At 72.1% G+C, this 23,441-nt stretch carries 20 protein-coding genes and 2 tRNA genes; 18 read left to right on the top strand and 4 right to left on the bottom strand.

Annotation, left to right across the window (positions count from 1 at the left end; translation table 11 throughout):
* Positions 1-3: 3 nt before the first annotated feature.
* On the bottom strand, positions 4-1,161 hold the full coding sequence (locus B0675_RS03400; protein ID WP_081217240.1) for a M48 family metallopeptidase: 1,158 nt from the start codon (positions 1,159-1,161) through the stop codon (positions 4-6).
* A 114-nt stretch (positions 1,162-1,275) separates the two neighbouring features.
* Here B0675_RS03400 and B0675_RS41290 point away from each other — a divergent pair, with 114 nt between their 5' ends.
* The 10 genes from B0675_RS41290 to B0675_RS03365 all read left to right on the top strand — a co-directional run bounded on the left by B0675_RS41290 (position 1,276) and on the right by B0675_RS03365 (position 6,753).
* Positions 1,276-1,434, top strand: coding sequence for a hypothetical protein (locus B0675_RS41290; RefSeq protein ID WP_179165235.1), 159 nt, complete (start codon positions 1,276-1,278; stop codon positions 1,432-1,434).
* Between the two features lie 180 nt (positions 1,435-1,614).
* The gene (locus B0675_RS41285; protein WP_179165234.1) at positions 1,615-1,776 is read left to right on the top strand and encodes a hypothetical protein; all 162 of its coding nucleotides are present in this window, start codon (positions 1,615-1,617) and stop codon (positions 1,774-1,776) included.
* A gap of 70 nt (positions 1,777-1,846) precedes the next feature.
* The gene (gene nadD, locus B0675_RS03395; RefSeq protein WP_081217239.1) at positions 1,847-2,578 is read left to right on the top strand and encodes a nicotinate-nucleotide adenylyltransferase; all 732 of its coding nucleotides are present in this window, start codon (positions 1,847-1,849) and stop codon (positions 2,576-2,578) included.
* Positions 2,579-2,595: 17 nt separating this feature from the next.
* Positions 2,596-4,395, top strand: coding sequence for an LCP family protein (locus tag B0675_RS03390; protein WP_081217238.1), 1,800 nt, complete (start codon positions 2,596-2,598; stop codon positions 4,393-4,395).
* Between the two features lie 113 nt (positions 4,396-4,508).
* Positions 4,509-4,952, top strand: a complete 444-nt coding sequence (gene rsfS, locus B0675_RS03385) for a ribosome silencing factor (RefSeq protein WP_081217237.1) — start codon at positions 4,509-4,511, stop codon at positions 4,950-4,952.
* Positions 4,949-5,635 carry a histidine phosphatase family protein gene (locus B0675_RS03380; protein WP_081217236.1) on the top strand — a complete coding sequence of 229 codons (687 nt, stop codon included), beginning with the start codon at positions 4,949-4,951 and terminating at the stop codon, positions 5,633-5,635. The genes rsfS and B0675_RS03380 overlap by 4 nt, the downstream gene beginning before the upstream one ends.
* A gap of 118 nt (positions 5,636-5,753) precedes the next feature.
* A tRNA-Ala gene (locus B0675_RS03375) sits at positions 5,754-5,826 on the top strand.
* 283 nt (positions 5,827-6,109) lie between these two features.
* Positions 6,110-6,283 carry a hypothetical protein gene (locus B0675_RS41280; RefSeq protein ID WP_179165233.1) on the top strand — a complete coding sequence of 58 codons (174 nt, stop codon included), beginning with the start codon at positions 6,110-6,112 and terminating at the stop codon, positions 6,281-6,283.
* Positions 6,284-6,286: 3 nt separating this feature from the next.
* The gene (locus B0675_RS03370) at positions 6,287-6,520 is read left to right on the top strand and encodes a hypothetical protein (protein WP_010986886.1); all 234 of its coding nucleotides are present in this window, start codon (positions 6,287-6,289) and stop codon (positions 6,518-6,520) included.
* Positions 6,521-6,680: 160 nt separating this feature from the next.
* Positions 6,681-6,753, top strand: a tRNA-Ala gene (locus tag B0675_RS03365).
* A 127-nt stretch (positions 6,754-6,880) separates the two neighbouring features.
* Here B0675_RS03365 and B0675_RS03360 read toward each other — a convergent pair.
* Positions 6,881-8,500 carry an NADH-quinone oxidoreductase subunit NuoF family protein gene (locus B0675_RS03360; protein WP_081217235.1) on the bottom strand — a complete coding sequence of 540 codons (1,620 nt, stop codon included), beginning with the start codon at positions 8,498-8,500 and terminating at the stop codon, positions 6,881-6,883.
* On the bottom strand, positions 8,497-9,807 hold the full coding sequence (locus B0675_RS03355; protein ID WP_081217234.1) for a ferric reductase-like transmembrane domain-containing protein: 1,311 nt from the start codon (positions 9,805-9,807) through the stop codon (positions 8,497-8,499). The genes B0675_RS03360 and B0675_RS03355 overlap by 4 nt, the downstream gene beginning before the upstream one ends.
* 422 nt (positions 9,808-10,229) lie before the next feature.
* Here B0675_RS03355 and leuS point away from each other — a divergent pair, with 422 nt between their 5' ends.
* The 8 genes from leuS to holA all read left to right on the top strand — a co-directional run bounded on the left by leuS (position 10,230) and on the right by holA (position 22,355).
* Positions 10,230-13,115 (top strand): leucine--tRNA ligase, encoded by a 2,886-nt coding sequence (gene leuS, locus B0675_RS03350; protein ID WP_081217233.1) that lies wholly within the window; start codon positions 10,230-10,232, stop codon positions 13,113-13,115.
* 141 nt (positions 13,116-13,256) lie between these two features.
* Positions 13,257-13,988 (top strand): hypothetical protein, encoded by a 732-nt coding sequence (locus B0675_RS03345; protein WP_081217232.1) that lies wholly within the window; start codon positions 13,257-13,259, stop codon positions 13,986-13,988.
* A 72-nt stretch (positions 13,989-14,060) separates the two neighbouring features.
* A complete protein-coding gene (locus tag B0675_RS03340; RefSeq protein WP_081217231.1) occupies positions 14,061-14,906 on the top strand; it encodes a DegV family protein in 846 nt (281 codons plus the stop codon).
* A gap of 778 nt (positions 14,907-15,684) precedes the next feature.
* Positions 15,685-16,791 carry a ComEA family DNA-binding protein gene (locus B0675_RS40380; protein ID WP_241539684.1) on the top strand — a complete coding sequence of 369 codons (1,107 nt, stop codon included), beginning with the start codon at positions 15,685-15,687 and terminating at the stop codon, positions 16,789-16,791.
* Between the two features lie 218 nt (positions 16,792-17,009).
* Positions 17,010-19,640 (top strand): ComEC/Rec2 family competence protein, encoded by a 2,631-nt coding sequence (locus B0675_RS03330; protein WP_081217229.1) that lies wholly within the window; start codon positions 17,010-17,012, stop codon positions 19,638-19,640.
* A gap of 4 nt (positions 19,641-19,644) precedes the next feature.
* On the top strand, positions 19,645-20,475 hold the full coding sequence (locus B0675_RS03325) for an arylamine N-acetyltransferase (RefSeq protein ID WP_081221563.1): 831 nt from the start codon (positions 19,645-19,647) through the stop codon (positions 20,473-20,475).
* A 192-nt stretch (positions 20,476-20,667) separates the two neighbouring features.
* A complete protein-coding gene (locus B0675_RS03320) occupies positions 20,668-20,913 on the top strand; it encodes a hypothetical protein (RefSeq protein ID WP_081217228.1) in 246 nt (81 codons plus the stop codon).
* A gap of 455 nt (positions 20,914-21,368) precedes the next feature.
* Positions 21,369-22,355, top strand: coding sequence for a DNA polymerase III subunit delta (gene holA / locus B0675_RS03315; RefSeq protein WP_179165232.1), 987 nt, complete (start codon positions 21,369-21,371; stop codon positions 22,353-22,355).
* Positions 22,356-23,075: 720 nt separating this feature from the next.
* Here the strand turns inward: holA and rpsT are convergent.
* A complete protein-coding gene (gene rpsT / locus B0675_RS03310; RefSeq protein WP_081217227.1) occupies positions 23,076-23,342 on the bottom strand; it encodes a 30S ribosomal protein S20 in 267 nt (88 codons plus the stop codon).
* Positions 23,343-23,441 lie beyond the last annotated feature (99 nt).

The following is a 23,441-nucleotide window of genomic DNA, read 5'->3' as shown; positions in this document are numbered from 1 at the left end:
CGGTCAGCCGCGGCTGTCGGTGCCCTCGTCGCCCGTGTCGCCGGTGCCGCCCGCCCCGCCGTCCTTGCCGCTGCTGCCGCTGTCCTTGCCGGCCGTGCTGTCCGTGCCGCTGCCGCTGCCGCTGCCGAAGCCGCCGAAGCCGCGCCGGACCCGGCCGCCGAGATCGCCCGCGCCGCCCGCGATGTCGCTGACCAGCTTCATCAGCGGGTCCTTGGAGTTCTTCATGTCGGTGGCGTAGCTGGCCGCCGACTGCCGGAACGAGTCCGACACCGAGGTGTCCTTGTCCTCGTCGCGCCGCGGGTAGTGGCCGTCCATGATCCGCTGGTGGTCGCGGGACTCCGCCCACTTCTTCAGCTCGGCCGCGCGGACCGCGGTGAAGGGGTGGGTGCGGGGCAGCACGTTCAGGATCTTGAGCACGGAGTCGCGCAGGTCGCCCGCCGACTCGTACTCCTCGGCCTGCGCGAGGAAGGCGTCCACGTTCATCTCGTGCAGGTGGTTGCCGCCCGCGATCTTCATCAGGCCGCGCATCGAGGCCCGCAGGTCCTGGCCGACCAGGAGGCCCGCGCGGTCCGCGGACAGCTCCGACTTGCGGAACCACTCACGCAGCGCGGTCACGATCGTCATGATCGCGAGGTTGCCCAGCGGGATCCAGGCGACCCGGACCGCGAGGCTGGTGAGGAACAGCAGGATCGTCCGGTAGACGGCGTGACCGGACAGCGCGTGGCCGACCTCGTGGCCGACGACCGCCCGCATCTCCTCCTCGTCCAGCAGCTCGACGAGTCCGGTCGTCACCACGATGATCGGGTCGTCCAGGCCGATGCACATGGCGTTCGGCTGCGGGTCCTGGTTCACGTACATCGGCGGGACCTTCTCCAGGTCCAGGATGTAACAGGCGTCCCGCAGCATGTCGTTGAGGTGCGCGAACTGGGCGTCCGAGACCCGCACCGAGTCCGAGAGGAACAGCAGCCGCAGACTCCGCTCGGGCAGCAGACCGCTGAGCGCCTTGAAGACCGTGTCGAAGCCGCTCAGCCGGCGCAGGGCCACCAGGGCCGAGCGGTCCGCCGGGTGTTCGTACGCCCGCGAGGAGATCCCCTCGAAGCGCCTGCGCTGCCTGCTCGGCACCTTCTCGTGCCCGTTCCGCTGCCGGTCGCCGTCGGACATGTCTTCCCCCATGTGCGTCTGCTGTGTGCCTGAATGCCTTATGTGCCCCCGAGGCAGGGCCCAGCCTAGGCGGAGATACCGTGGACGGGCAGTACAGCGAAGGAGTCGTACGTCATGGAGCACATTCCCGCAGCCGGCTGGCTCACGGAAGCCGCGCACGCGGCGGACAAGCAGGGCCCGGGCAATCTGCTCCGCGTCGTGCTCGTCGTCATGGTCATCGGCGTGGTGTTCGCCGCCTGGTTCCTGCTGCGCGGGTACAAGCGCGAGGACTGATCCGGCACGGGGCGGCCACCGGCCCCGGCGCGGCGGTCGCGGCAACCGGCGTCCCCAACGGCGGAGTCGGCGTGTTCGCGGCCGGGGCGCCCGCATACGATGAGCCGACGTCTTTATCCCGCCCTCCCCACACTCGACTTCGCTCGAGCGGGGGGACCCTCATCGGATAGGTCTGCCGAGATGAGCTTCCACAGCACCGCCGCCCAGTTGGTCACCGTCGCCGCCGAGGGCGAGAACGGCGGCAACCACGAAAGCCTCAGCCCGTACCTGACCGGCGGCGGCGCCCTGGTCATCCTGCTCCTGCTGCTGTGGATCACCACGCGCTTCAACCGCGACCGCTGAGCCCCACCGGCCCCGTTCGGGGGCCCCTGTCGGCCGGAGCCCGTCGGCCGGGCCGGTAGGGTCTGCACGCATGGGAGAGCAGGACATGCCTACCGGTCCGGCGAGTGACACGGGCAGCGGCGCCGACGGCGCCGCCACGGGCGGCGCGAGCGGCACGGCCGGCAGCGCGGCGAAGCGGCTGACGGCCGGTCCCAAGGGCGGGCCCTCGAATCCGGGCAAGCGCCGCCTCGGCGTCATGGGCGGCACGTTCGACCCGATCCACCACGGTCACCTGGTGGCGGCCAGCGAGGTCGCCGCCCAGTTCCACCTCGACCAGGTCGTGTTCGTGCCGACCGGCCAGCCGTGGCAGAAGACCGACCGCAAGGTGACCCCGGCCGAGGACCGCTATCTGATGACGGTCATCGCGACCGCCGAGAACCCGCAGTTCTCGGTGAGCCGCATCGACATCGACCGCGGCGGGCCGACGTACACCACGGACACCCTGCGCGACCTGCGCTCGCTCAATCCCGACGCGGACCTCTTCTTCATCACCGGCGCCGACGCGCTCGGCCAGATCCTCACCTGGCGCTACACCGAAGAGCTGTTCTCCCTCGCGCACTTCATCGGGGTCACCCGGCCCGGCCACACCCTGACCGACCCGGGGCTCCCGGAGGGCGGTGTCTCGCTCGTCGAGGTTCCCGCGCTCGCCATCTCGTCCACAGACTGCCGTGCGAGAGTCGCCAAGGGCGATCCCGTCTGGTACCTGGTGCCGGACGGTGTGGTGCGCTACATCGACAAGCGTGAGCTGTACCGCGGCCAGTGAGCCGAGAGGGGCACCCGGTGAACGACCGATACGACGGATACACGGGCGGCGATCCGTACGAACTCGTCGGCTACGACGAGTTCGGGCAGCCCGTCTACCGGCAGGTGCCGCAGCAGCCTGCCCAGGGGTACGACGGCTACGCCGCCCAGCAGCAACAGGGCTACGGCTACGACCCCTACGCGACGGGCGCCCAGGAGCCCGTCCAGCCCTACGACACGGGACAGCAGCAACAGGCGTCCCCGTACGACACCGGTCAGCAGCCGACGGCGTCCCCGTACGACACGGGACAGCAGCCCACGGTGGCGCCCTACGACACCGGCCGGCAGCCGAGCGCCCAGCCGTACGGCTCCCACGACGCCTACGGCACGGGTGCGCCCGGCGCCGACGGGCCCGCCGGGACCGGGTACGACGCCTACGGGCGGCAGGGCGCGGGCACCGGTCAGCAGCCCCGGGTCGTCGCCGAGCAGACCGCGTACATCCCGCAGCAGGCCGGGCCGCAGGAGGACGACGAGACCCCGCTGCGCGCCGACCGGGACTACCGCACCGAGCAGTTCGCCTTCGTCGAGGAACCGGAAGCCGAGTCCGAGGACGTCATCGACTGGCTGAAGTTCACCGAGAACCGCACCGAGCGCCGCGAGGAGGCCAGGCGCCGCGCGCGCGGCCGGGTCGTCGCGCTCGTCGTGGTCCTCGCCCTCGTCGCCGTCGGAGGCGCCGGCTACCTCTGGTACGCGGGCAAGCTGCCCGGGACCTCCTCGGACGCCGGGCCGGGGACCAGCACGGCCGTCACCGCCCAGAAGCGCGACGTGATCGTCGTCCACCTGCACAACACCAAGGGCGGCGGCACCTCCACGGCCCTGCTGGTCGACAACACCACCACCCGGCAGGGCACCACCGTCCTGCTGCCCAACGCCCTGGCCCTGACGGACGACGACGGCTCGACGACCACGCTCGCCAAGTCCGTCGACAGCGACGGCTCGTCCGGTACGCGGGACGCGGTCGACACCGTGCTCGGCACCAACATCCAGGGCACCTGGCGGCTCGACACCCCCTACCTCAACAACCTCGTCGAACTCGTCGGCAACGTGGACATCACCACGAACACCGACGTGCCGGACCCCGAGTCCAAGAAGAAGGGCGAGGCCCCGCTCGTCAAGAAGGGCACCGACCAGACCCTCAGCGGCAAGATGGCCGTCGCCTACGCCACCTACCGGGCCCCCGGCGAGGCGCAGAACGCACAGCTGGAACGGTTCGGCCAGGTCATGCAGGGAGTACTGCGCAAGCTGTCCTCCGACAAGCAGGCCGCGACGACCACCGTGCAGACGCTGGCGCAGATCCTCGACCCGTCCCTGACGGACCAGGACCTCGGCGCCTTCCTCTCCAAGCTCGCCGACCTCGCCAAGGGCGGCGACTACAAGACCGCGCTGCTCCCGGTGCAGCAGGACGGCACCCTCGGCGCGAGTGCCTCCAGCAGCGTGATCAAGGACATCCTCGGCGGCACGGCGAAGAGCCCGGACGCCGACGCCGCGGTCCGCGTCGGCATCAAGAACGCCACCGGCGACAAGGCGGCCACCGGACAGGCCCGCGTCGTGCTGGTCAACGGCGGCTACACCTACCTTGACGCCGGATCCGCCGGCGCGGCCCAGAGCGTGTCGCAGATCACCTACGGCGACGCGGCGAAGAAGGACGACGCCGTGGAGGTCGCCAAGACGCTGGGGCTGCCGACCAGCACGGTCAAGAAGGGCACGGTCACCAACAACGCGGACGTCTCGGTCGTCCTCGGCCAGGACTACAAGGTCGACACCGCACCCAAGGGGTGACCGCGACCACGCCCCGGGGCCGCCCGGGGCGTGGTCCCGGGAAACGCGTGGGGGGTCCTCGGCGGTCCGTGAGACCCTTGAGTCATTACTGACCGCCGACGGAAAGCCGCGTAGTGACCGCCACGGACCGCTCCATCGAGCTCATCAAGACCGCCGCACAGGCGGCCGCAGACAAGCTCGCGCACGACATCATCGCCTACGACGTGAGCGATGTGCTCTCGATCACCGACGCCTTCCTGCTGGCGTCCGCCCCGAACGACCGCCAGGTCAAGTCGATCGTCGACGAGATCGAGGAGCGCCTCAGCAAGGAGCTCGGCGTCAAGCCGGTGCGCCGCGAGGGCGACCGCGAGGCCCGCTGGGTCCTGCTCGACTACGTCGACATCGTGGTGCACGTCCAGCACAGCGAGGAGCGTGTCTTCTACGCGCTCGAGCGCCTGTGGAAGGACTGCCCCGAGCTGGACCTCCCCGAGGAGGCCAAGGCGACCCGTGGGAAGGGCGCCGAGCACGCCAAGTTCCAGGCCGAGGAGGACTCCGCCGAACTGGAGGAGCTGCGGTGACCGGTGGGGCCGAGAAGAGGCCGGGCGCGGAGAGCGGCGGCAGGCCGGGTCGCGGCCGTCGCCTCATCCTCTGGAGGCACGGCCAGACCTCGTGGAACGTGGAGCGCCGCTTCCAGGGCACCACGGACGTCGCGCTGACCGAGACGGGTGTCGGGCAGGCCAGGCGCGCCGCCCGGCTGCTCGCCTCGCTGAAGCCCGACGCCATCGTCGCCTCGGACCTCCAGCGGGCCGCGAACACGGCCGCAGAGCTGGCCGCGCTGACCGGCCTCGAGGTCACGCACGACGAGGGCCTGCGGGAGACCTACGCGGGCGTCTGGCAGGGCCTGACGCACGAGGAGATCATCGCCCGCCACGGCGAGGAGTACGCCGCGTGGAAGCGCGGTGAGGCCGTCCGTCGCGGCGGAGGCGAGCTGGAGAGCGAGGTCGCCGACCGCGCCGCCCCCGTGGTGCTGCGGCACGCGGAGAAACTCCCGGACGACGGCACGCTCGTCGTCGTCAGCCACGGCGGCACGATCCGCACCACGATCGGTCGTCTGCTCGGCCTGGAGTCCCAGCACTGGGAGAGCCTCGGCGGGCTGTCCAACTGCTGCTGGTCGGTTCTCGGCGAGGGCGCCCGCGGCTGGCGGCTCCTGGAGCACAACGCCGGCACGCTGCCCGAACCGGTGCTCGGTGACGACGACTGAGCGGTGCCACGGAAGGCCTCCGTCCGGTCCTGCGGGCCCGGACGGACCGGATTTCACTTTCCGGCTGGTCGCAGGCTAAAGTTCTTCTTGTTCGGCCCGCAGGGCGGGAAGAGCGCACGGGGCTATAGCTCAGTTGGTAGAGCGCCTGCATGGCATGCAGGAGGTCAGGAGTTCAATTCTCCTTAGCTCCACGGATCGACTCCCTTTCGAGTTCTCGAAGAGTCGTTGATCGCTTCTGAAGATCCCGTCCCCGGCAGGGGGCGGGATTTTTCGTTGTTCTCCGCTTGAGTCAGTTGGCGCCGCCGGGCGTATATCTCTGCGGACACCCTCCTGGCGTGCACGAATGCGCGTGCCGCGACGGCCGCGCCGGGTCCCGTGTCCGGACTGGTACGAAGGCGTCGCTGACCGTATTGCCGCTGCCGTGGCAGAATCAAACGGCCGGAAGGGGGCGCGGCCCGACGGGAGGGAGAACCGATGCCTGCCAGCATCATCGAGGAGGTCGACGATCTCCCCGATGCGGTACTGACCCGGAAGCCAGCCACCCTCCTCGACTGCCCGTCCTGCGGATCGGCCCACATCGCCCAGGTTCTCGGCGACAACGGTGGGATCTCCTACGTGTGCACGGCCTGCGGCCACAGCTGGAGCTGATCGATGGGTGCACACAGGCGGAAGTGCGATTGGTGCGGCAGTGGTACGCCCATCGTCCGCGACATGGAGCCGGTCAACCACGACTACCAGTACTGGTGCGAGGAGTGCGCGCGGGCGCTGATCATAAAAGGCGACCCGATCGAGACGTATCGGGAGCTGGAGGGCGAGCCGATCTACGGCCGGCTCCTCGACGAGCACTGCACCCTCAAGCGGTTCTACTCGTTCGCCACGGCCTGACCGGGGAGCCCCCGCCCCGGCCGGAGAATCCGACATTTGGCCTCAATCGGCGCGTACGGGAAACGATTTGGTGGTTCCCCAGGGGGACCGTGTAATGTTGGCGTCGCCGCCGGGGAAACCGGGCGGAACGGCCGAGAAGCGGTTACGCCGCTGGTCGCGAGGGGCTATAGCTCAGTTGGTAGAGCGCCTGCATGGCATGCAGGAGGTCAGGAGTTCAATTCTCCTTAGCTCCACAGCAGTTGACAGCGGGTCACCCGGATCGGGTGGCCCGCTTCTTCGTCGTCCCGCGCCGGAGCGCAGCGAGAAGCGGGCCACCGGTCACCGGTGGCCCGCTTCCTCGTGTTCAGCGTCCTCGCGGGCTCACCGGCCGCTGCCCAGGGCGCGCCGGCCGCGCCCCTGGGACAGCACCGGCAGGTTGTTGCGGGCGGGCGCGGCGGACCGGGTGTCCTCCTCCAGGCGCAGGGCGAGCGCCGGGCAGCGCCGTACCGCCCGCAGGGCCTTCGCCTCGGCGTAGCGCGGTACGGAGGCCTGCGCGACGGTCGGGAAGCCGTCGGCCCCCAGCTCGAAGACCTCGGGGAGGATGTCGGCGCACAGGCCGTGCCCGCGGCACAGCGTCCAGTCGACGTAGATCTTCTGGCGGCTGGAGCCCGTGTCCGGCTCGCCCTGGCCGCCCGGGATGCCCGTGGGTGCCCTGCCGCCCTCGAAGAGCGGCAGAACGCCCTCCACGGGCCGTCCGCAGCCGTTTCCGAGGACATGGGCGGCCAGGTCGTCCGTGAACGCCTTGAGCGTGGACTCGATGAACATCGCCGAGCCGTCCGGGTGGGAGCACGCGCCGCGCCGCTTCACGGACTTGGCGACCTGCTTCACGGCCTCCAGGGCCGCGGGGCCACCGCCGTTGAGGATGTCCTCCAGGCCGCGGGCCGCGGCCGGCAGTCCGAGGTAGCAGGGACCGCACTGTCCCGCGCTCTCCTCGGCCAGCCACTGGGCCACCCGCAGCGATTCGCCGAGCGGGCAGGTCTGCTGGGTGATCGGCATGATGGCTCCGGCGCCGAGCGCGCCGCCCACCGCGGCCAGGTTGTCGCGCGAGACGATCGCCTCGTTGACCGCCGCGGCGTCGAGCCACTTGCCGTGATAGCCGCCGGTCAGCACGCCCTGGGGCATGGGCGGGGCGCCGGCCAGCTGGAGGACGTACCGCAGGGGCACGCCCGTGGGGACCTCGATCACCATGGGGCGCGCGACCGCGCCCGAGACGGTGAGCATGACGGTGCCGGGCTCGTCGTAGAGGCCCGTGTTGCGGTAGCGGTCGGGGCCGATGCGGGCTGCGATGGCCAGCTGGGCGAACGTCTCCGCGTTCGACAGGAGGGTGGGCGCACCGCCCACACCGCTCTGTGACGCGCTGATCTTGCGGCCCGGCGGGATGGCCGGCCCGCCGTCGATCGACCGCACCAGTGAGGCGGCGGCCCCGGTCACCATCCGGACCGGGTTGCGCTGCACCCGCGCGCGCAGCGGGGATCCGCGCCGGTTGCTCAGGCCGCGTTCGGCCAGCGCGGCCTCCATGGAGCGCTGGGTCGATTCGCGGGTCACGCCGATCACGAGCGTGCGTGCCCCCATGGCCTCGGCGGCCAGCAGGGCGCCGTCCAGGATGAGGTGCGGGGCACGGTTGATGAGCACCGTGTCCTTGCGGCAGGCCGGTTCGTCCTCGCTTCCGTTGACGACGACCACCGGGCGGATGCCCTTCTTGATGGCCGATTCGGCGACCGAGCGCAGTTTCTTGGCGAAGGGGAAACCGGCGCCGCCGCGCCCCTTCAGGGAGATCGCCTCGGCGAGTCCCGCGAGCTGTTCGCCACCCATCGGTTCGAGCGGACCGTGCACCTTCAGGTGCATGGGCAGATCAAGACGTTCAACCAGGTCGAAACCCGACGTGAGCTGCGGAAGTCCGACGACGCGGACCTCCGGGACGTCGGGCAGGGCCTCGTTCACTTAAAGCCTCCGGAAGGGGCGTTCCATGATTCACCGGAGCCAGGAGCGTCGAAGGCGCCCGGCAGTACGTCAGGCGTGGGACCGCTGTCGTACGTGTCGTTGGTGTTGTACGTGCGATAGGCGGCATTCGACTCACCGGTGTCGTACACGTCACTCATGCCGTACGCATCGACGGCCGGATTGTCATAGACCGGGATGTTGTATCCCGTGTCGGCCAGCGGGTCGTACGCCGACTGCGGGGCCTCGCCGACAGGGGGCGGCGAGGGGACGGGCCAGCTGCCCGACCCGCCGCCGACGTCGACGCGGGGGAACATCTCGGTCGGCTGCATGGCGGGCGGCATGGGGAACTGCTGCGTCCCGCCGGCCCCGGAGCCGTCGCCACCGGGGGTGGACACGGCCCGGTAGGCCGCGGCGAAACCGTTCGTGCCCGCGTTCGCCGCGCCTGCTTCCGCGGCGGTCTCGTACGGCGCGGAGGGGGAGTCCATGCGCTGGGAGGGGACGAAGTTGCCGCCCACGGGGGGCCGGGCCGAGCGTGCCGAGAAGCCCGGCAGGGGGGCCTCCGCGTTGGCCGCGCGGGACGCGTCCAGGTCCTCGCGGAAGTCGCGGGCGCCGGGGCCGTTGTTGTTGCCCATGAGCGCGAGGACGCGAGCCGCGACCTTGCGCTTGACGGGGGCGGGCGCCGCCCGCAGGGCCAGCGCGCCCATGACCGCGACGAGGCACAGGCTGTAGAGGATGGTGAAGATCGGCTTCGCCTGTCGACCCGCGTAGAGCCCGTGGACCAGCGCCGAGCACCAGGCGGGGTAGGCCAGCATGTGCACCGCGCGCCAGCGGGCCGCGATCGGTGCCGGGGAGGCGAAGGCGCTCCGCAGGGCACCGGTGATCGCGGTGAAGACCATGAGCAGGGCGGCCAGTGAGCCGAAGCCGATGAGGCCGGCCGTGCCGGTGACGCCGAGGCCGAAGGGGACGAGGGCGGCGAGCAGGGTGGTGTGGTCGAGGGCCAGCTTGACCGTGATGTGCAGGAACAGGAAGGCGACGGAGGAGACGGCGGTGGTCCGGTGCACGGCCTGTGCCACCAGCCGCTGGCGGGTGTTCAGGAAGATCCGGTCGGTGGCGACGAGGCCCCAGATCACCGAGCACGACAGAGCGACCAGCGACAGCACGCCGGCGCCGAAGTTCAGGAAGTCACGGACTCCATTGCCTCCCACCAGGACGACCACGGGGATGAGGAGAAGGGCGGCAGCACTGGCCGCCCCGTAGGCCGAACGGCCCGCTCGGGGAAGCGAGCTGTTGTTGCGACGAGGGTTCATGGAGGGTTACTCCCAACGGTTCGGGGAAGCGGTCCCGAAGCCGCACTCTAGGTCGAGAGATACGGGCGAGTTCGAGGTTTGAGTTATTGCGTTGTTACCAAAGGGCAATGAGGTCTTTGTGTTGTCCCCTGGTGTCCGTTACGCGAAGTAAGATTTGAACTTTGTTCAGCTTTTTCGGTGCTCGGAGCGGGTGGCACGGAGTGCCGGAGCGCCCCGAAAGCTCGTCGCGGCCCGCGCGGGCGCTGCGGTACCCTGACGCCATGCGTGCCGTACGCCTTCTGCTTAGCGAGCCGCGCTGATCAGTCCCGAACCACTGACGAATCGTGGTCGGAATCGGCGCGGCGTCCCCTCCTGTGCGAGGGGCTTTTTCATTTCCTGAGTGTCAGCCGCTGGCAGAGACGATCGATGGAGCTTTGAGGATCATGAGCGAGACGAACACCGCTGCCACCGCCGAAGTGGCCGCGCCGCACCGCTACACGGCCGCCCTGGCGGCCGACATCGAGGCACGCTGGCAGGACTTCTGGGACGCCGAGGGCACGTACGAGGCGCCGAACCCCGTCGGGGACCTGGCCGGTGATCCCGAGCTGGTCGCCAAGCCCAAGAAGTTCATCATGGACATGTTCCCGTACCCCTCCGGTGCGGGCCTGCACGTCGGGCACCCGCTGGGCTACATCGCCACCGACGTCTTCGCCCGCTTCCAGCGCATGACCGGCCACAACGTCCTGCACACCCTGGGCTTCGACGCCTTCGGCCTGCCCGCCGAGCAGTACGCGGTGCAGACCGGCACGCACCCGCGCGTGTCCACCGAGGCCAACATGGAGAACATGAAGGTCCAGCTGCGCGCGCTGGGCCTGGGCCACGACAAGCGCCGGTCGTTCGCCACGATCGACCCCGAGTACTACAAGTGGACCCAGTGGATCTTCCTGCAGATCTTCAACTCCTGGTACGACGACGAGGCCGGCAAGGCCCGTCCGATCGCCGAGCTGGTCGCGCAGTTCGAGTCCGGTGAACGCGGCGTCGGCGGCGACCGCTCCTGGAACGAGCTGGACGCCGCCGAGCGCGCCGACGTCCTGAGCGAGTACCGCCTGGCGTACGCCTCCGACGCCCCGGTCAACTGGTGCCCCGGCCTGGGCACCGTCCTGGCCAACGAGGAGGTCACCGCCGACGGCCGTTCCGAGCGCGGCAACTTCCCCGTCTTCAAGGCCAAGCTGCGCCAGTGGAACATGCGCATCACCGCCTACGCGGACCGCCTGCTGGACGACCTGGACGCCCTGGACTGGCCCGAGGCCATCAAGCTGCAGCAGCGCAACTGGATCGGCCGCTCCGAGGGCGCACGCGTCGACTTCCCCGTCGACGGGGAGGCCATCACGGTCTTCACCACCCGTCAGGACACCCTGTTCGGCGCCACCTACATGGTGCTGGCGCCCGAGCACCCGCTGGTCGAGAAGTTCACCCCGGCCGCCTGGCCCGAGGGCACCCACGACGCGTGGACCGGCGGACACGCGACGCCCGCCGAGGCCGTCGCCGCCTACCGCGCACAGGCCGCCTCGAAGTCCGACGTCGAGCGGCAGGCCGAGGCCAAGGACAAGACCGGCGTCTTCACCGGCGCGTTCGCGACCAACCCGGTCAACGGCGAGCAGGTCCCCGTCTTCATCGCCGACTACGTGCTGATGGGCTACGGCACCGGCGCGATCATGGCCGTCCCGGCGCACGACACCCGCGACTTCGCCTTCGCGCGCGCCTTCGACCTGCCCGTGCGCTGCGTGGTCGAGCCCTCCGACGACCGCGGCACCGACGCCTCCACCTGGGACGACGCCTTCGCCTCGTACGACGCCAAGATCGTCAACTCCACCGGCGACGAGATCTCCCTGGACGGCCTGGGCGTCGTCGACGCCAAGGCCCGCATCACCGAGTGGCTGGAGCGCCGGGGCATCGGCCGGGGCACCGTCAACTTCCGGCTGCGCGACTGGCTGTTCAGCCGCCAGCGCTACTGGGGCGAGCCCTTCCCGATCGTCTACGACGAGGACGGCGTCGCCCACCCGCTGCCCGAGTCGATGCTGCCCCTGGAGCTGCCGGAGGTCGAGGACTACTCGCCGCGCACCTTCGACCCGGACGACGCGGACACCTCCCCGGAGACCCCGCTGTCCCGCAACGAGGACTGGGTGAACGTCACCCTGGACCTGGGCGACGGCCGCGGCCCCCAGAAGTACCGCCGCGAGACCAACACCATGCCCAACTGGGCCGGTTCCTGCTGGTACGAGCTGCGCTACCTGGACCCGCACAACGACCGGAAGCTGGTCGACCCGGTCGTCGAGCAGTACTGGATGGGTCCGCGCGAGGGACAGCCGACCGGTGGCGTCGACCTGTACGTCGGCGGCGCCGAGCACGCCGTGCTGCACCTGCTGTACGCCCGCTTCTGGTCCAAGGTGCTGTTCGACCTGGGCCACGTGTCCTCGGCCGAACCGTTCCACAGGCTGTTCAACCAGGGCATGATCCAGGCCTTCGTGTACCGCGACAGCCGCGGCATCGCCGTACCGGCCGCCGAGGTGGAGGAGCGCGACGGCGCCTACTACTACCAGGGCGAGAAGGTCTCCCGGCTGCTGGGCAAGATGGGCAAGTCCCTGAAGAACGCGGTCACTCCGGACGAGATCTGCGCCGAGTACGGCGCGGACACCCTGCGCCTGTACGAGATGGCGATGGGCCCCCTGGACGTGTCCCGCCCCTGGGACACGCGCGCGGTGGTCGGCCAGTACCGCCTGCTGCAGCGGCTGTGGCGCAACGTCGTCGACGAGGCGACCGGCGAGGTCACCGTCGTCGACACCGCCGGGTCCGACGTCGACGAGAGCACCCTGCGGGCCCTGCACAAGGCCATCGACGGCGTGCGCCAGGACCTGGAGGGCATGCGCTTCAACACCGCCATCGCCAAGGTCACCGAGCTGAACAACCACCTGACCAAGGTGGGCGGCCCCGTCGCGCGCCCGGTCGCCGAGGCCCTGGTCCTGATGGTCGCGCCGCTGGCCCCGCACATCGCCGAGGAACTGTGGCGCAGGCTGGGCCACACCGACTCGGTCGTCCACCAGGACTTCCCGGTCGCCGACCCGGCGTACGTCGTGGACGAGACCGTGACCTGCGTCGTGCAGGTCAAGGGCAAGGTCAAGGCCCGCCTGGAGGTCTCCCCGGCGATCTCCGACGAGGAGCTGGAGAAGGTGGCGCTGGCCGACGAGAAGGTCGTCGCGGCACTGGGCGGCGCGGGGATCCGCAAGGTCGTCGTGCGGGCGCCGAAGCTGGTCAACATCGTCACCGCCTAGGGCCGGACGGCTTCGCCGGCGCGGCTCGGGGTAGTCCCCTACGGGCAGGTTCGGGGTTCTTCCGGAACTCCGAACCTGCCCGCAGCGTTTACCGTTGAGAGCGCGGCCACGCCTGCCGCGACCGGTCCGAGGAGGAGTGTGATGGGAACAGTGATCACCGTGATCGCCCTGCTCTTCCTGCTGTTCGTGGTGCTGGGCGCCTACGCGACGGTGAAGGTCGTCGGTGCCGCCAAGCGCGGCGTCGACCGCACGATCACGCAGGCCCGCCGCACCGTCGAGGACCACACCCTGAGGGCGAAGACCTTCACCCAGTTCGGCCCCCAGGGCGAGCTGGCCCAGCTCCGCCTGAAGCTGCGCACCTCGATGCGGGCCACCCAGGAGGCCCTCCAGGCGAGCGTGGCGGAGGACGAGTCCCTCAAGGAGTCCCTGAGCCTCTTCGAGCGGCTCAGCGCGCACGGACACGAGCTGGACGCCGAGCTGAAGCGCCTGGAGGCCGAGCCCGACCGGGGCGCGCTGGCCACCCGGCTGCCCGGCCTGCGCGAGCGCACCGAGCGGATCACGCGGTCGGCGGACTCCCTGCGCTGGGCCGCCCGCGACCGGGCGCACCGCTTCGCGGGCGACGACCTGGACACCCTGAGCAGCCAGATCGACATGGAGGCCGGAGCGCTACGGCACTGGACGAAGGAACCGGGGCCCGCCGCGTCCTGGCCCGACGCCCCCGCGGCGGACGCCGGCACCGCCGACGGACAGACCTGGCCCGAGACACCGCGCTCCCGCACACCGGAGCAGCCGACGCGCTCGGCCATCACGCCGCCGGGCCAACGCCCCACCTACCCCTGGCAGAAGAAGCCCCGCCCCGAGAGCACCACGTGATCCGGCCGCCCCGGTGACGGGCACCGGGGCCCGGGCTGCCACCCACCCGTATCGACAGGTAATCTCCAGCTCATGTCCCGCCATGTCGCGATCGTCACCGATTCCACGGCCTACCTGCCGACGCGGACGATGGAGCGCCACGGCATCACAGCGGTCCCGCTGACCGTCGTCCTCGGCGACCAGGCGCTCGAAGAGGGCACCGAGATCTCGGCCCGTTCCCTGGCCCTGGCGCTCCAGAAGCGCCGCCCCGTCACGACGTCCCGGCCCAGCCCCGAGATGTTCGCCGAGACCTACCGCCGGGTCGCCGCGTCCGGTGCCACCGGCATCGTCTCCCTGCACCTGTCCTCGGAGTTCTCCGGCACCTACGACGCCGCCGTGCTCGCCGGGCGGGAGGCACCGGTGCCGGTGCGGGTGGTCGACACGGGGATGGTCGCGATGGCCCTCGGATTCTGCGCGCTGGCAGCCGCCGAGTCCGCGGAGGCGGGCGGCACCGTCGACGACGCGGTGACGGCGGCCGAGAAGCGGGCCGCGGGCATGTCCGCGTTCTTCTACGTCGACACCCTCGACTACCTCCGCCGCGGCGGCCGAATCGGCGCCGCGCAGGCCCTGCTGGGGTCCGCGCTCGCCGTGAAGCCGCTGCTCCAGCTCGACGACGGCCGCATCGAACTCCTCGAAAAGGTCCGCACGGCGTCCAAGGCCATCGCCCGCCTGGAGGAGATCGTCGCGGAGCGTGCCGGCAGCGCCCAGGTCGACATCGCCGTCCACCACCTGGCGACCCCCGAGCGGGCGACGGCCCTCGCCGACCGGCTGCGCGTACGCGTGCCCGGCCTCGTCGAACTCCACGTGAGCGAGGTGGGTGCGGTGATCGGGGCGCACACGGGACCCGGCCTGCTCGCGGCGGTCGTCTCGCCTCGCTGAGGCACCCGGCTCATCGGCTGCGATCGACCGACCGGACCGGGGCTCCCGAGGCGCGTCCGACCGGGCCCGCGTCCGTGTGAGTGACGGAGATATCCACAAGTGGGCGGTCGTCCACCGGAATTGACCATGATCATCGCGAGTGGCCGGATTGCCGGATCCTCGACGCATGGCACTTCGATCGAGCTCACGCACCGCGACTCCGACCAGCGGCCCGGGCCGCGGCCCCGTCTCCGACGGCCGCAGCCGCCACCGCCGGCACCACCCGCGAAGCCGCGCGCACCGCCACGACGCGTCGGCGGCCGCCCTGCGCCTGCGTGCGGAGGCTCTCCTTGCCGAACGAAAGACGAGGCGCGGGGAGTTGGGGAGCGATCCGCCGGGCGCGGATCCGGAGGTGAGGGACGGCCCGGAGGCGCCGGGGGGCCCGCTGAGTCCGGCCGGCCCGGAGGGTCCCGAAGGTTCCGAGGGCTGGAGGAACCTGGAGGACCTGAGGGGATCGCGGTGTCCGCGGGGGAGCACCGTGCGGGGCACCGGGCCGCTGGGTGACGGCGGCGGGATTCGGGAGAGCGCCGAGGTTCCTCAGGAGGAGAGGGGCGAACGTGCGGGGCACGGCGCCAAGGGCCTTCCTGGCGGGAACGGGCGCGGGGACGGGAATGGGAACGGGCGCGGGGACGGGAATGGGAACGGGCGCGGGGACGGGAACGGGAACGGGCGCGGGGACGGGAACGGGAACGGGGCCCCGACGGGTCCGCCGGGAGGCGAGCGTCCTGCGGAGGCGAGCGTGCCCGCGGGGCGGGACTTCCGGGGGGTGGGGGCGTATGCCGAGTGGCAGCTTCGGGCGCGCGCCGCGTCGTTACGGCCCGACCCGGCTCGGACGGGATCGGGGGAGGGGGCCTGGGGCGATGGCGGCCGGGACACCCGGTCTCGTGGCGGGGCCCTCGGCCGCTCGGGCGTCGAGGCCGGCCTGCTGCCGGACACCCGCTTCGACGTGCGGCGCGACCGGCTCGCCGATCCCGACCGGCATTCCGCTGCCCGTCTCGACCTGCGCTCCGGTTCCAGCCGGCCCGCCTCGCGTCATGACGCGGTTCCGGGCGAGCTGGAGGGTGCGGGTGCGGGTGAAGGTGTCGGGGCGTGGCGGGAGCGGGTCGGGCCGGCCGTGCGGGAGCGGCTCCCGTTGTGGCTCCAGTCGCGGTGCGGTCTGGAGCGCAGGAGCGTGGCCGCGCTGACCGTGCTGCTGGTCGCGGCCGCTGTCTTCGCCGTTCAGCACTTCTGGGTCGGCAGGCCGCAGCCGGTGCGTGCCCCCGAGGTGGTACGGGCGGCGGTGCCGTTCGGGAGCAAGGGCGGGGAGCGCGGACAGTCCGGTTCGGCGCGGGGAGCGGGCGCCTCGACCGGAGCCTCCGGCCCCGCCGGTGCCGCCGGGAGCCGGATCGTCGTCGATGTCGGCGGCAAGGTGCGGGCCCCCGGACTCCAGCGGCTGCCGAGGGGCTCCCGGGTGGAGGACGCCCTGCGGGCGGCCGGCGGCGTGCGGCCCGGCACGGACACCGGCGGGCTCAACCGTGCGCGTCTGCTGGTCGACGGGGAGCAGATCGTGGTCGGAGCGCCGGCGCCCCCACCGGGAACGGGGCTTTCCGGAGCGGGGTCGAGTGGAGCGGGTCCGGCCGGAGCCGCAGGAGGCGCGGCCGGTGCCGCACCCTCGGCGCCGATCGCCCTCAACACGGCCACGGTCGACCAGCTCGACACACTGCCCGGAGTCGGCCCCGTGCTGGCCCGGCACATCATCGACTACCGCACGGCGCACGGCGGGTTCCGCGCGGTCGACGAACTCCGCGAGGTGAACGGAATCGGCGATCGCCGATTCTCGGACCTCCGGGACCTGGTGCAGCCATGAGCGACAGGGGGGAGAGGGGCGCCGGGAGTGGCGCCGCGAGTGGCGCCGCGAGCGGTACCGGGTCGGCGGCTGACCCTTCGCAGGCCGGACCGCTTCCAGATACGCGCTTGGTAGGACCGCTTCCAGGTACGCGCTCGGTCGGACCGCCTGCGCGTACGCCCTCGGGCGGGTCGCCTTCGGGTACGTGCTCGGCCGGGGCGGCGACGAGCGTGGGGCATGTGCGTGCGGCGAGCAGCGAGCCGGCCTCACACGCCGCGGGCCGCAGGTCCGTCCACGCGGACTCCGGGAAGCGGCTGGGTGCCGCGCACCCTCGGGTGGAGGGGCCGGTGGATCTCCGGCTCGTGCCGCCTGCCCTGGCGGTCTGGGCGACGGCTGCCCTGCTGGTGGGGGCGTCGCCGGGGTGGGTCACCGGTGTGGCGTTGGTGTCGCTGGTTGCCGGGGGCCTGCTGTTGTCGGTCGGGCGGTCCGACGCGCGTTCAGGGGCGGGAGGCGAACCCGCTTCCGCCTCGGCACTCGGAGGTCCCGTCCGCCGACGCGGCGTCTCCACGGGCCGGCGGGTGCGGGGAGGAGCACGACCGGGCGGGTGGCCCCGCGTCTCCGCGGCCGCCGTGCTGCTCTGTGTCTCCGCGGCCGCGGCCTCCGCGGGGCTGCACGGCGCGGACGTGCGGCGCGGCCCCGTGCCCGCGCTGGCGAAGAGGTTCGCCCAGGTGACGGCCGACGTGGAGGTCACCTCCGATCCACGGTTCACCCGGCCCCGGATCACCGGGGACCACATGGCGCCGACGGCGCTGCTCTTCGACGCGCGGGTCAGGAGGATCGTCGAGGCGGACGGCTCGGTGCTCGCCACCCGGACGCCGGTGCTGGTGATCGTCGACGCGCGCTCGCCGCGCGGACCCGGCCGGGGCGCCGGCGAGCGCTCCCCCTGGCTGTCGCTGCTGCCGTCCACGCGGGTGCGGGTCGCGGCGAGGGTCGTGCCGGCTCTGTCCGGCGGGGACGACATCGCGGCGGTGCTGCGGGTCCGGGGGAGCGCGCCGCCGCAGGTGGTGGAGGAGCCGTCGGGGCCGCAGCGGTTCGCCGGACGGCTGCGGGAGGGGCTGCGTGCGGCGACCGACGGTCTGGAGGCGGACGCCCGGGCGCTGCTCCCGGGCTTGGTCGTCGGGGACACCGCGCGGGTCACACCGGAGCTGGACGAGGCCTTCAAGGCGACCGACCTCACCCACCTCCTCGCCGTCAGCGGCGGCAACTTCACGATTCTGCTCGCCCTGTTCATCGGTCCGGCGGGCCTCGCCCAGCGGGTGGAGCGGCGCGGACTCGCACCCCGGCTCGGTGTCCCGCTCCGGGCGACCGCCCTGCTCGGTGGCGCGCTCACCCTCGCCTTCGTGATCGTGTGCCGGCCGGACCCGAGCGTGCTGCGGGCGGCGGCCTGCGGATCGATCGCGCTGCTCGCCATCGCGACCGGGCGCCGCAGATCGCTGATCCCGGCGCTCGCCACCGCGGTACTGCTGCTGGTGCTGTACGACCCCTGGCTGTCCCGCAGTTACGGCTTTCTGCTGTCGGTGCTCGCCACCGGCGCCCTGCTGACGATCGCCCCGCGCTGGAGTGCGGCGTTGCGCCGGCGCCGGGTGCCTCCCCGGTTGGCGGAGGCGCTTGCCGCGGCCGGCGCGGCGCAGGCCCTGTGCGCGCCCGTGGTCGCCGTGTTGTCGGCGCGGGTGAGTCTGGTGGCGGTGCCGTGCAATCTCCTCGCGGAGTTCGCGGTCGCGCCGGCCACGGTGCTCGGCTTCGGGACACTGGCGACGGCCTCCGTGGCGATGCCGGTCGCCAAGGTCCTGGCGTGGTGCGCGAGTTGGCCCGCCCGGTGGATCGCGGAGATCGCGCGCACCGGCGCCGCCCTGCCCGGTGGGGGAGTGGACTGGCCGGGCAGTTGGGCGGGCGCCGGTCTGCTGGCGCTCGTCACCGTCGTCGTCGTGCTCGTGGGACGGAGACTGCTGCGGCACCCCTGGCTGATCGGCGCCTGCCTGGTGGTGTTCCTGCTGGTCGTGGTGCAGCCGCCGCCGCTGACGAGGGTGATCACGGGATGGCCGCCGCCCGGCTGGCGGTTCGTGATGTGCGACGTGGGACAGGGCGACGCGACGGTCCTCTCCGCGGGTGACGGCAGCGCCGTGGTGGTGGACGCCGGGCCCGATCCGGCCGCGGTCGACCGCTGTCTGAGCACCCTCGGCGTCACCAGGATCCCGCTCGTCGTGCTCACGCACTTCCACGCCGACCATGTCGCGGGACTGCCGGGTGTGCTCGACGGGCGGTCGGTGGGCGCGATCGAGACAACCGGGTTCGCGGAACCGCCGGATCAGGCCGAGTTCGTCAGGAGGGAGGCGGCCGCGCGGCACATCCCCGTGACCCGGGCCACGGCCGGCGAGCGGCGTCGCACCGGCACGCTCGACTGGCAGGTGCTGTGGCCGCCACCGGATCCGGCCCCGACGCCGGACGGTCCGAACGACGCGAGCATCGCCCTGCTCGTCCGGACGGCCGGGCTGCGGCTTCTGCTGCTCGGAGACCTCGAACCACCCGCGCAGCAGGCCCTGTTGAGGTCACCCGCAGCTTTGGAGGTAGGAGGTGTGGACGTGCTCAAGGTCGCCCATCACGGGTCCGCCTACCAGGATCCCGAGCTCATACGCCGGGTGGCGCCGCGCCTCGCGCTCATCTCCTGCGGCAGGGACAACGTCTACGGGCATCCCGCCCCGAGCACCGTGCAGGCGCTGCGGGCCGGGGGCGCGGTGGTGCTGCGGACCGACGAGGACGGGTCGCTCGCCGTCACGAGTGCGGGCAGGGCCTTGAGTGTGGCGGGACACTGAGGACATGAATTCCGCACAGGCCGACGCCTACCTCCGCCGCATCGGGGCTCAGCACCCCGCGTGGCCCACGTCCGACGTGCTGCGCGAGCTTCAGCTGCGCCACCTGAGGACGGTGCCGTTCGAGAACCTGTCGATCCACCTCGGTGAGGAGATCGTGCTGGACGAGAAGAGGCTGCTCGACAAGCTGGTAGGCGCGCGCAGAGGAGGCTTCTGCTACGAACTGAACGGCGCCTTCGGGGCGTTGCTGAGCTCCCTCGGTTTCGACGTGACGCTGCTCGCGGCGCGGGTGTACGGGGACGACGGGAAGCTCGGGATTCCCTACGACCATCTCGCGCTGCGGGTGCGCACGGTGGACGGAGGCGACTGGATCACCGACGTCGGCTTCGGAGCGCACAGCCACTACCCGCTGGCCTTCGGGGAACGGGGCGAACAGCGGGATCCGGGCGGGACGTTCGGGGTCGTCGAGGCCGGACCGGACGCGGCCGGGGTGCGGGGCGCCGGCGACGGGCGGGAGAGCAAGGATCTGGACGTCACCCTGGGCGGCAAGCGCCAGTACCGGCTGGAGATGCGGCCGAGGGTGCTCGACGACTTCGTCGTCGGGGCCTGGTGGCACAGCACGTCGGCGCTGTCGCACTTCTCCCGCTCGCTGGTCTGCTCGCGGGTCACGAAGGACGGGGGACGGATCACGCTCAGCGGCAGGAAGTTCACGGTGACGGCCCCCGACGGGGCGAAGGAGGTGACGGAGGTCGCCACGGACGAGGAGGTGCTGGCGGTCTACCGGGAGCGCTTCGGTATCGAGCTGGACCGGGTGCCGGAGGTCGGGCAGGCGAGGTGACCTCCGGCCCCGCGCCCTGCTCCCCTGTGGCCCGCTCGGTTCCCCGCCCCGGTGATCCGCCCTGCTCCGCGCCCCGTTCCCCGCCCTGCTCACGGCCCTGTTCCTCATCCCGTCCCGGTCCGTTCGCGTGCCCTGTCGCTCCGAAAGGCGCCCCGGGGGCCGGCCGCGTCGGACGTACCGGAAAATGTCCGGGTGAGCGAAGTGAGACATGTGCTGGTGCTGCCCGACCGTGATGCAGCGGAGGAGGCGGCGGAGGCCGTCGGGGACAGGTTCGGACTGCACGAGGAGCCGCAGCTGGTCCGGGACGCGCTGGCCGGCGAGGACGATGCCGAGGACGCGCAGTGGCTCGTCGTCCTGACGGACGCCGACGAGCGGCTGGACCCGAAGGAACTGGACGAGTTCGCGGCGGAGTGGGACGGCTGGCGCGAGGAGCCGTGATCCCGGGCGGCCCGCGCGGGAGCGCGTGACCCCGGGCTGCCCCACGGGCCGACCCGGGCCGGTCGTGTGCGGCACCCGTGTCAGGGCGGCTGTTCGCCTCGCCGGGGTCGATACCTCGGGAACGGGAGGCCGGCTCCCCGGGAACGGGTGGCAGCCCCCTCGGGAACGGGAGGCCGGGCCTTGGGAACGGGAGACCGCCCCCTCGGGAACGGGTGGCAGCCCCCTCGGGACGGGAGGCCGGGCCTTGGGAACAGGAGACCGGTGCCTTGGGAACGGGAGGCCGCCCCCTCGGGAACGGCTGGCAGCCCCCTCGGGAACGGGAGGCCGGGTCTTGGGAAGGGGAGACCGGTGCCTTGGGAATGGTTGGCCGCTCCCTCGGGCACGGGTGGCCGGGGCGCGTGGGGCCCGTGGGAGGGCGGGGTCGGTTGTCGGTGGCGCGTGGGATGCTTTCGGGGATGGCCAAGAAGACCGCACAAGACGACCCCCTCTCCCCCGTCACGCTCGCCGTGGGCCAGGAGGACCTCCTGCTCGACCGTGCCGTGCAGGAGGTGGTGGCCGCGGCCCGGGCCGCCGACGCCGACACGGACGTACGGGACCTCACCTCGGACCAGTTGCAGCCCGGCACGCTCAACGAGCTGACGAGCCCCTCGCTCTTCGCCGAGCGCAAGGTCGTGGTCGTACGCAACGCGCAGGATCTGTCGGCGGACACGATCAAGGACGTCAAGACGTATCTCGGGTCGCCCGCCGAGGAGATCACCCTGGTGCTGCTGCACGCGGGCGGCGCCAAGGGCAAGGGGCTGCTGGACGCCGCGCGGAAGGCCGGGGCGCGGGAGGTCGCGTGCCCCAAGATGACGAAGGCGGCGGACCGGCTGGCGTTCGTGCGGAGCGAGTTCCGGGTGCTGGGGCGCTCGGCCGCACCGGAGGCCTGCCAGGCGCTGGTGGACTCCATCGGGAGCGACCTGCGCGAGCTGGCGTCGGCGGTGACGCAGCTGACCGCGGACGTCGAAGGGACGATCGACGAAGCGGTCGTCGCGCGCTACTACACGGGACGGGCCGAGGCATCCAGCTTCACGGTGGCCGACCGGGCCGTCGAGGGGCGGGCCGCGGAGGCGCTGGAGGCGTTGCGGTGGTCGCTGTCGACCGGTGTGGCCCCGGTCCTGATCACCAGCGCGCTCGCGCAGGGCGTGCGGGCGATCGGGAAGCTGTCCTCGGCGCGGGGCGGCCGGCCCGCCGATCTCGCCCGTGAGCTGGGAATGCCGCCCTGGAAGATCGACCGGGTGCGCCAGCAGATGCGCGGGTGGACGCCGGACGGGGTGTCCGTGGCCCTGCGGGCCGTCGCGGAGGCGGACGCCGGGGTCAAGGGCGGCGGCGACGATCCGGAGTACGCGCTGGAGAAGGCGGTCGTGACGATCGCCCGCGCGGCCCGCTCCGGCCGCGGCTAGGAACAGGCCCTGCCCCCCCGCTCGGGCCGCGGCCGGGGACTGACGCTGCTCCCGCTCCGGCCGCGGCCGCTCGGGCCGCGGCCGGGGACTGACACTGCTCCCGCTCCGGCCGCGGTTAGGAACAGACCCTGCCCCGCTCGGGCCGCGGCTGGGGACAGACGCTGCTCCCGCTCGGGCCGCGACTGGGGACTGACGCTGCTCCCGCTCCGGCCGCGGCCGGGTACTGACACTGCTCCCGCTCCGGCCGCGGCTAGCAACAGGCCCTGCCCCGCTCGGGCCGCGGCTGGGGACTGACGCTGCTCCCGCTCGGGCCGCGGCTGAGGACAGGTGCTGCCCCGCCCCACCCTCTTCGCCCCGAGCAGACGTCGCGGTCCTGAGCAGACCTCGCCCAGAGTCGACCGCGCTCTGAGCCCGCCTCACCTCCCGCCGGCCCCACCTCCCGCCGGGCCCACCTCCCGCTGGCCCCACCTCACGCCGACGGCTGTCCGGCAGCGTCCCCCCTGGTTCGTGCCCCACCTCACGCCGAAGGCCCCGCTCGTCTCCCGTAGGGGAGGAAGCGGGGCCTTCGGTTCGAGATGGGTGGATCCACGCCCGCGTGGCGAACGCAGATCGTGCGCGGATCCGGGGTGTCGGTCGGGAGCGGAGAGAGAGGGCCCGCTCGGGTCCGGCCGACGGTCACGTCAAGTAGGTCAGAGGGTGAGCCCGAGGGGCTCAGCCGACTCAGCCCTTGAGGGCGGCGACCTTCGAAGCAAGCGCCGACTTCTTGTTGGCGGCCTGGTTCTTGTGGATGACGCCCTTCGAGACAGCCTTGTCGAGCTGGCGCGACGCGGCGCGCGTGTACTCGGTGGCCTTCTCGACGTCACCCGCGGCCGAAGCCTCGCGGGCCTTGCGGATCGCGGTCTTCAGGGAAGACTTGACGGCCTTGTTGCGCAGCCGGGCCTTCTCGTTGGTCTTGATCCGCTTGATCTGGGACTTGATGTTCGCCACGAATGAGCCTTTACAGGTTCAGGCAGGCGAGACAGCACGTCTCACCCGCCGTTTGATTTTCTTGGGTGCGTCTCCTGCAGAGAGGGCACGAGACACAGC

The sequence above is a fragment of the Streptomyces sp. M41(2017) genome (assembly GCF_002078175.1).
GTDB lineage: Bacteria > Actinomycetota > Actinomycetes > Streptomycetales > Streptomycetaceae > Streptomyces.
Note: the sequence above shows the minus strand (reverse complement) of the source record. Positions and strands in the feature narration are given on the sequence as shown.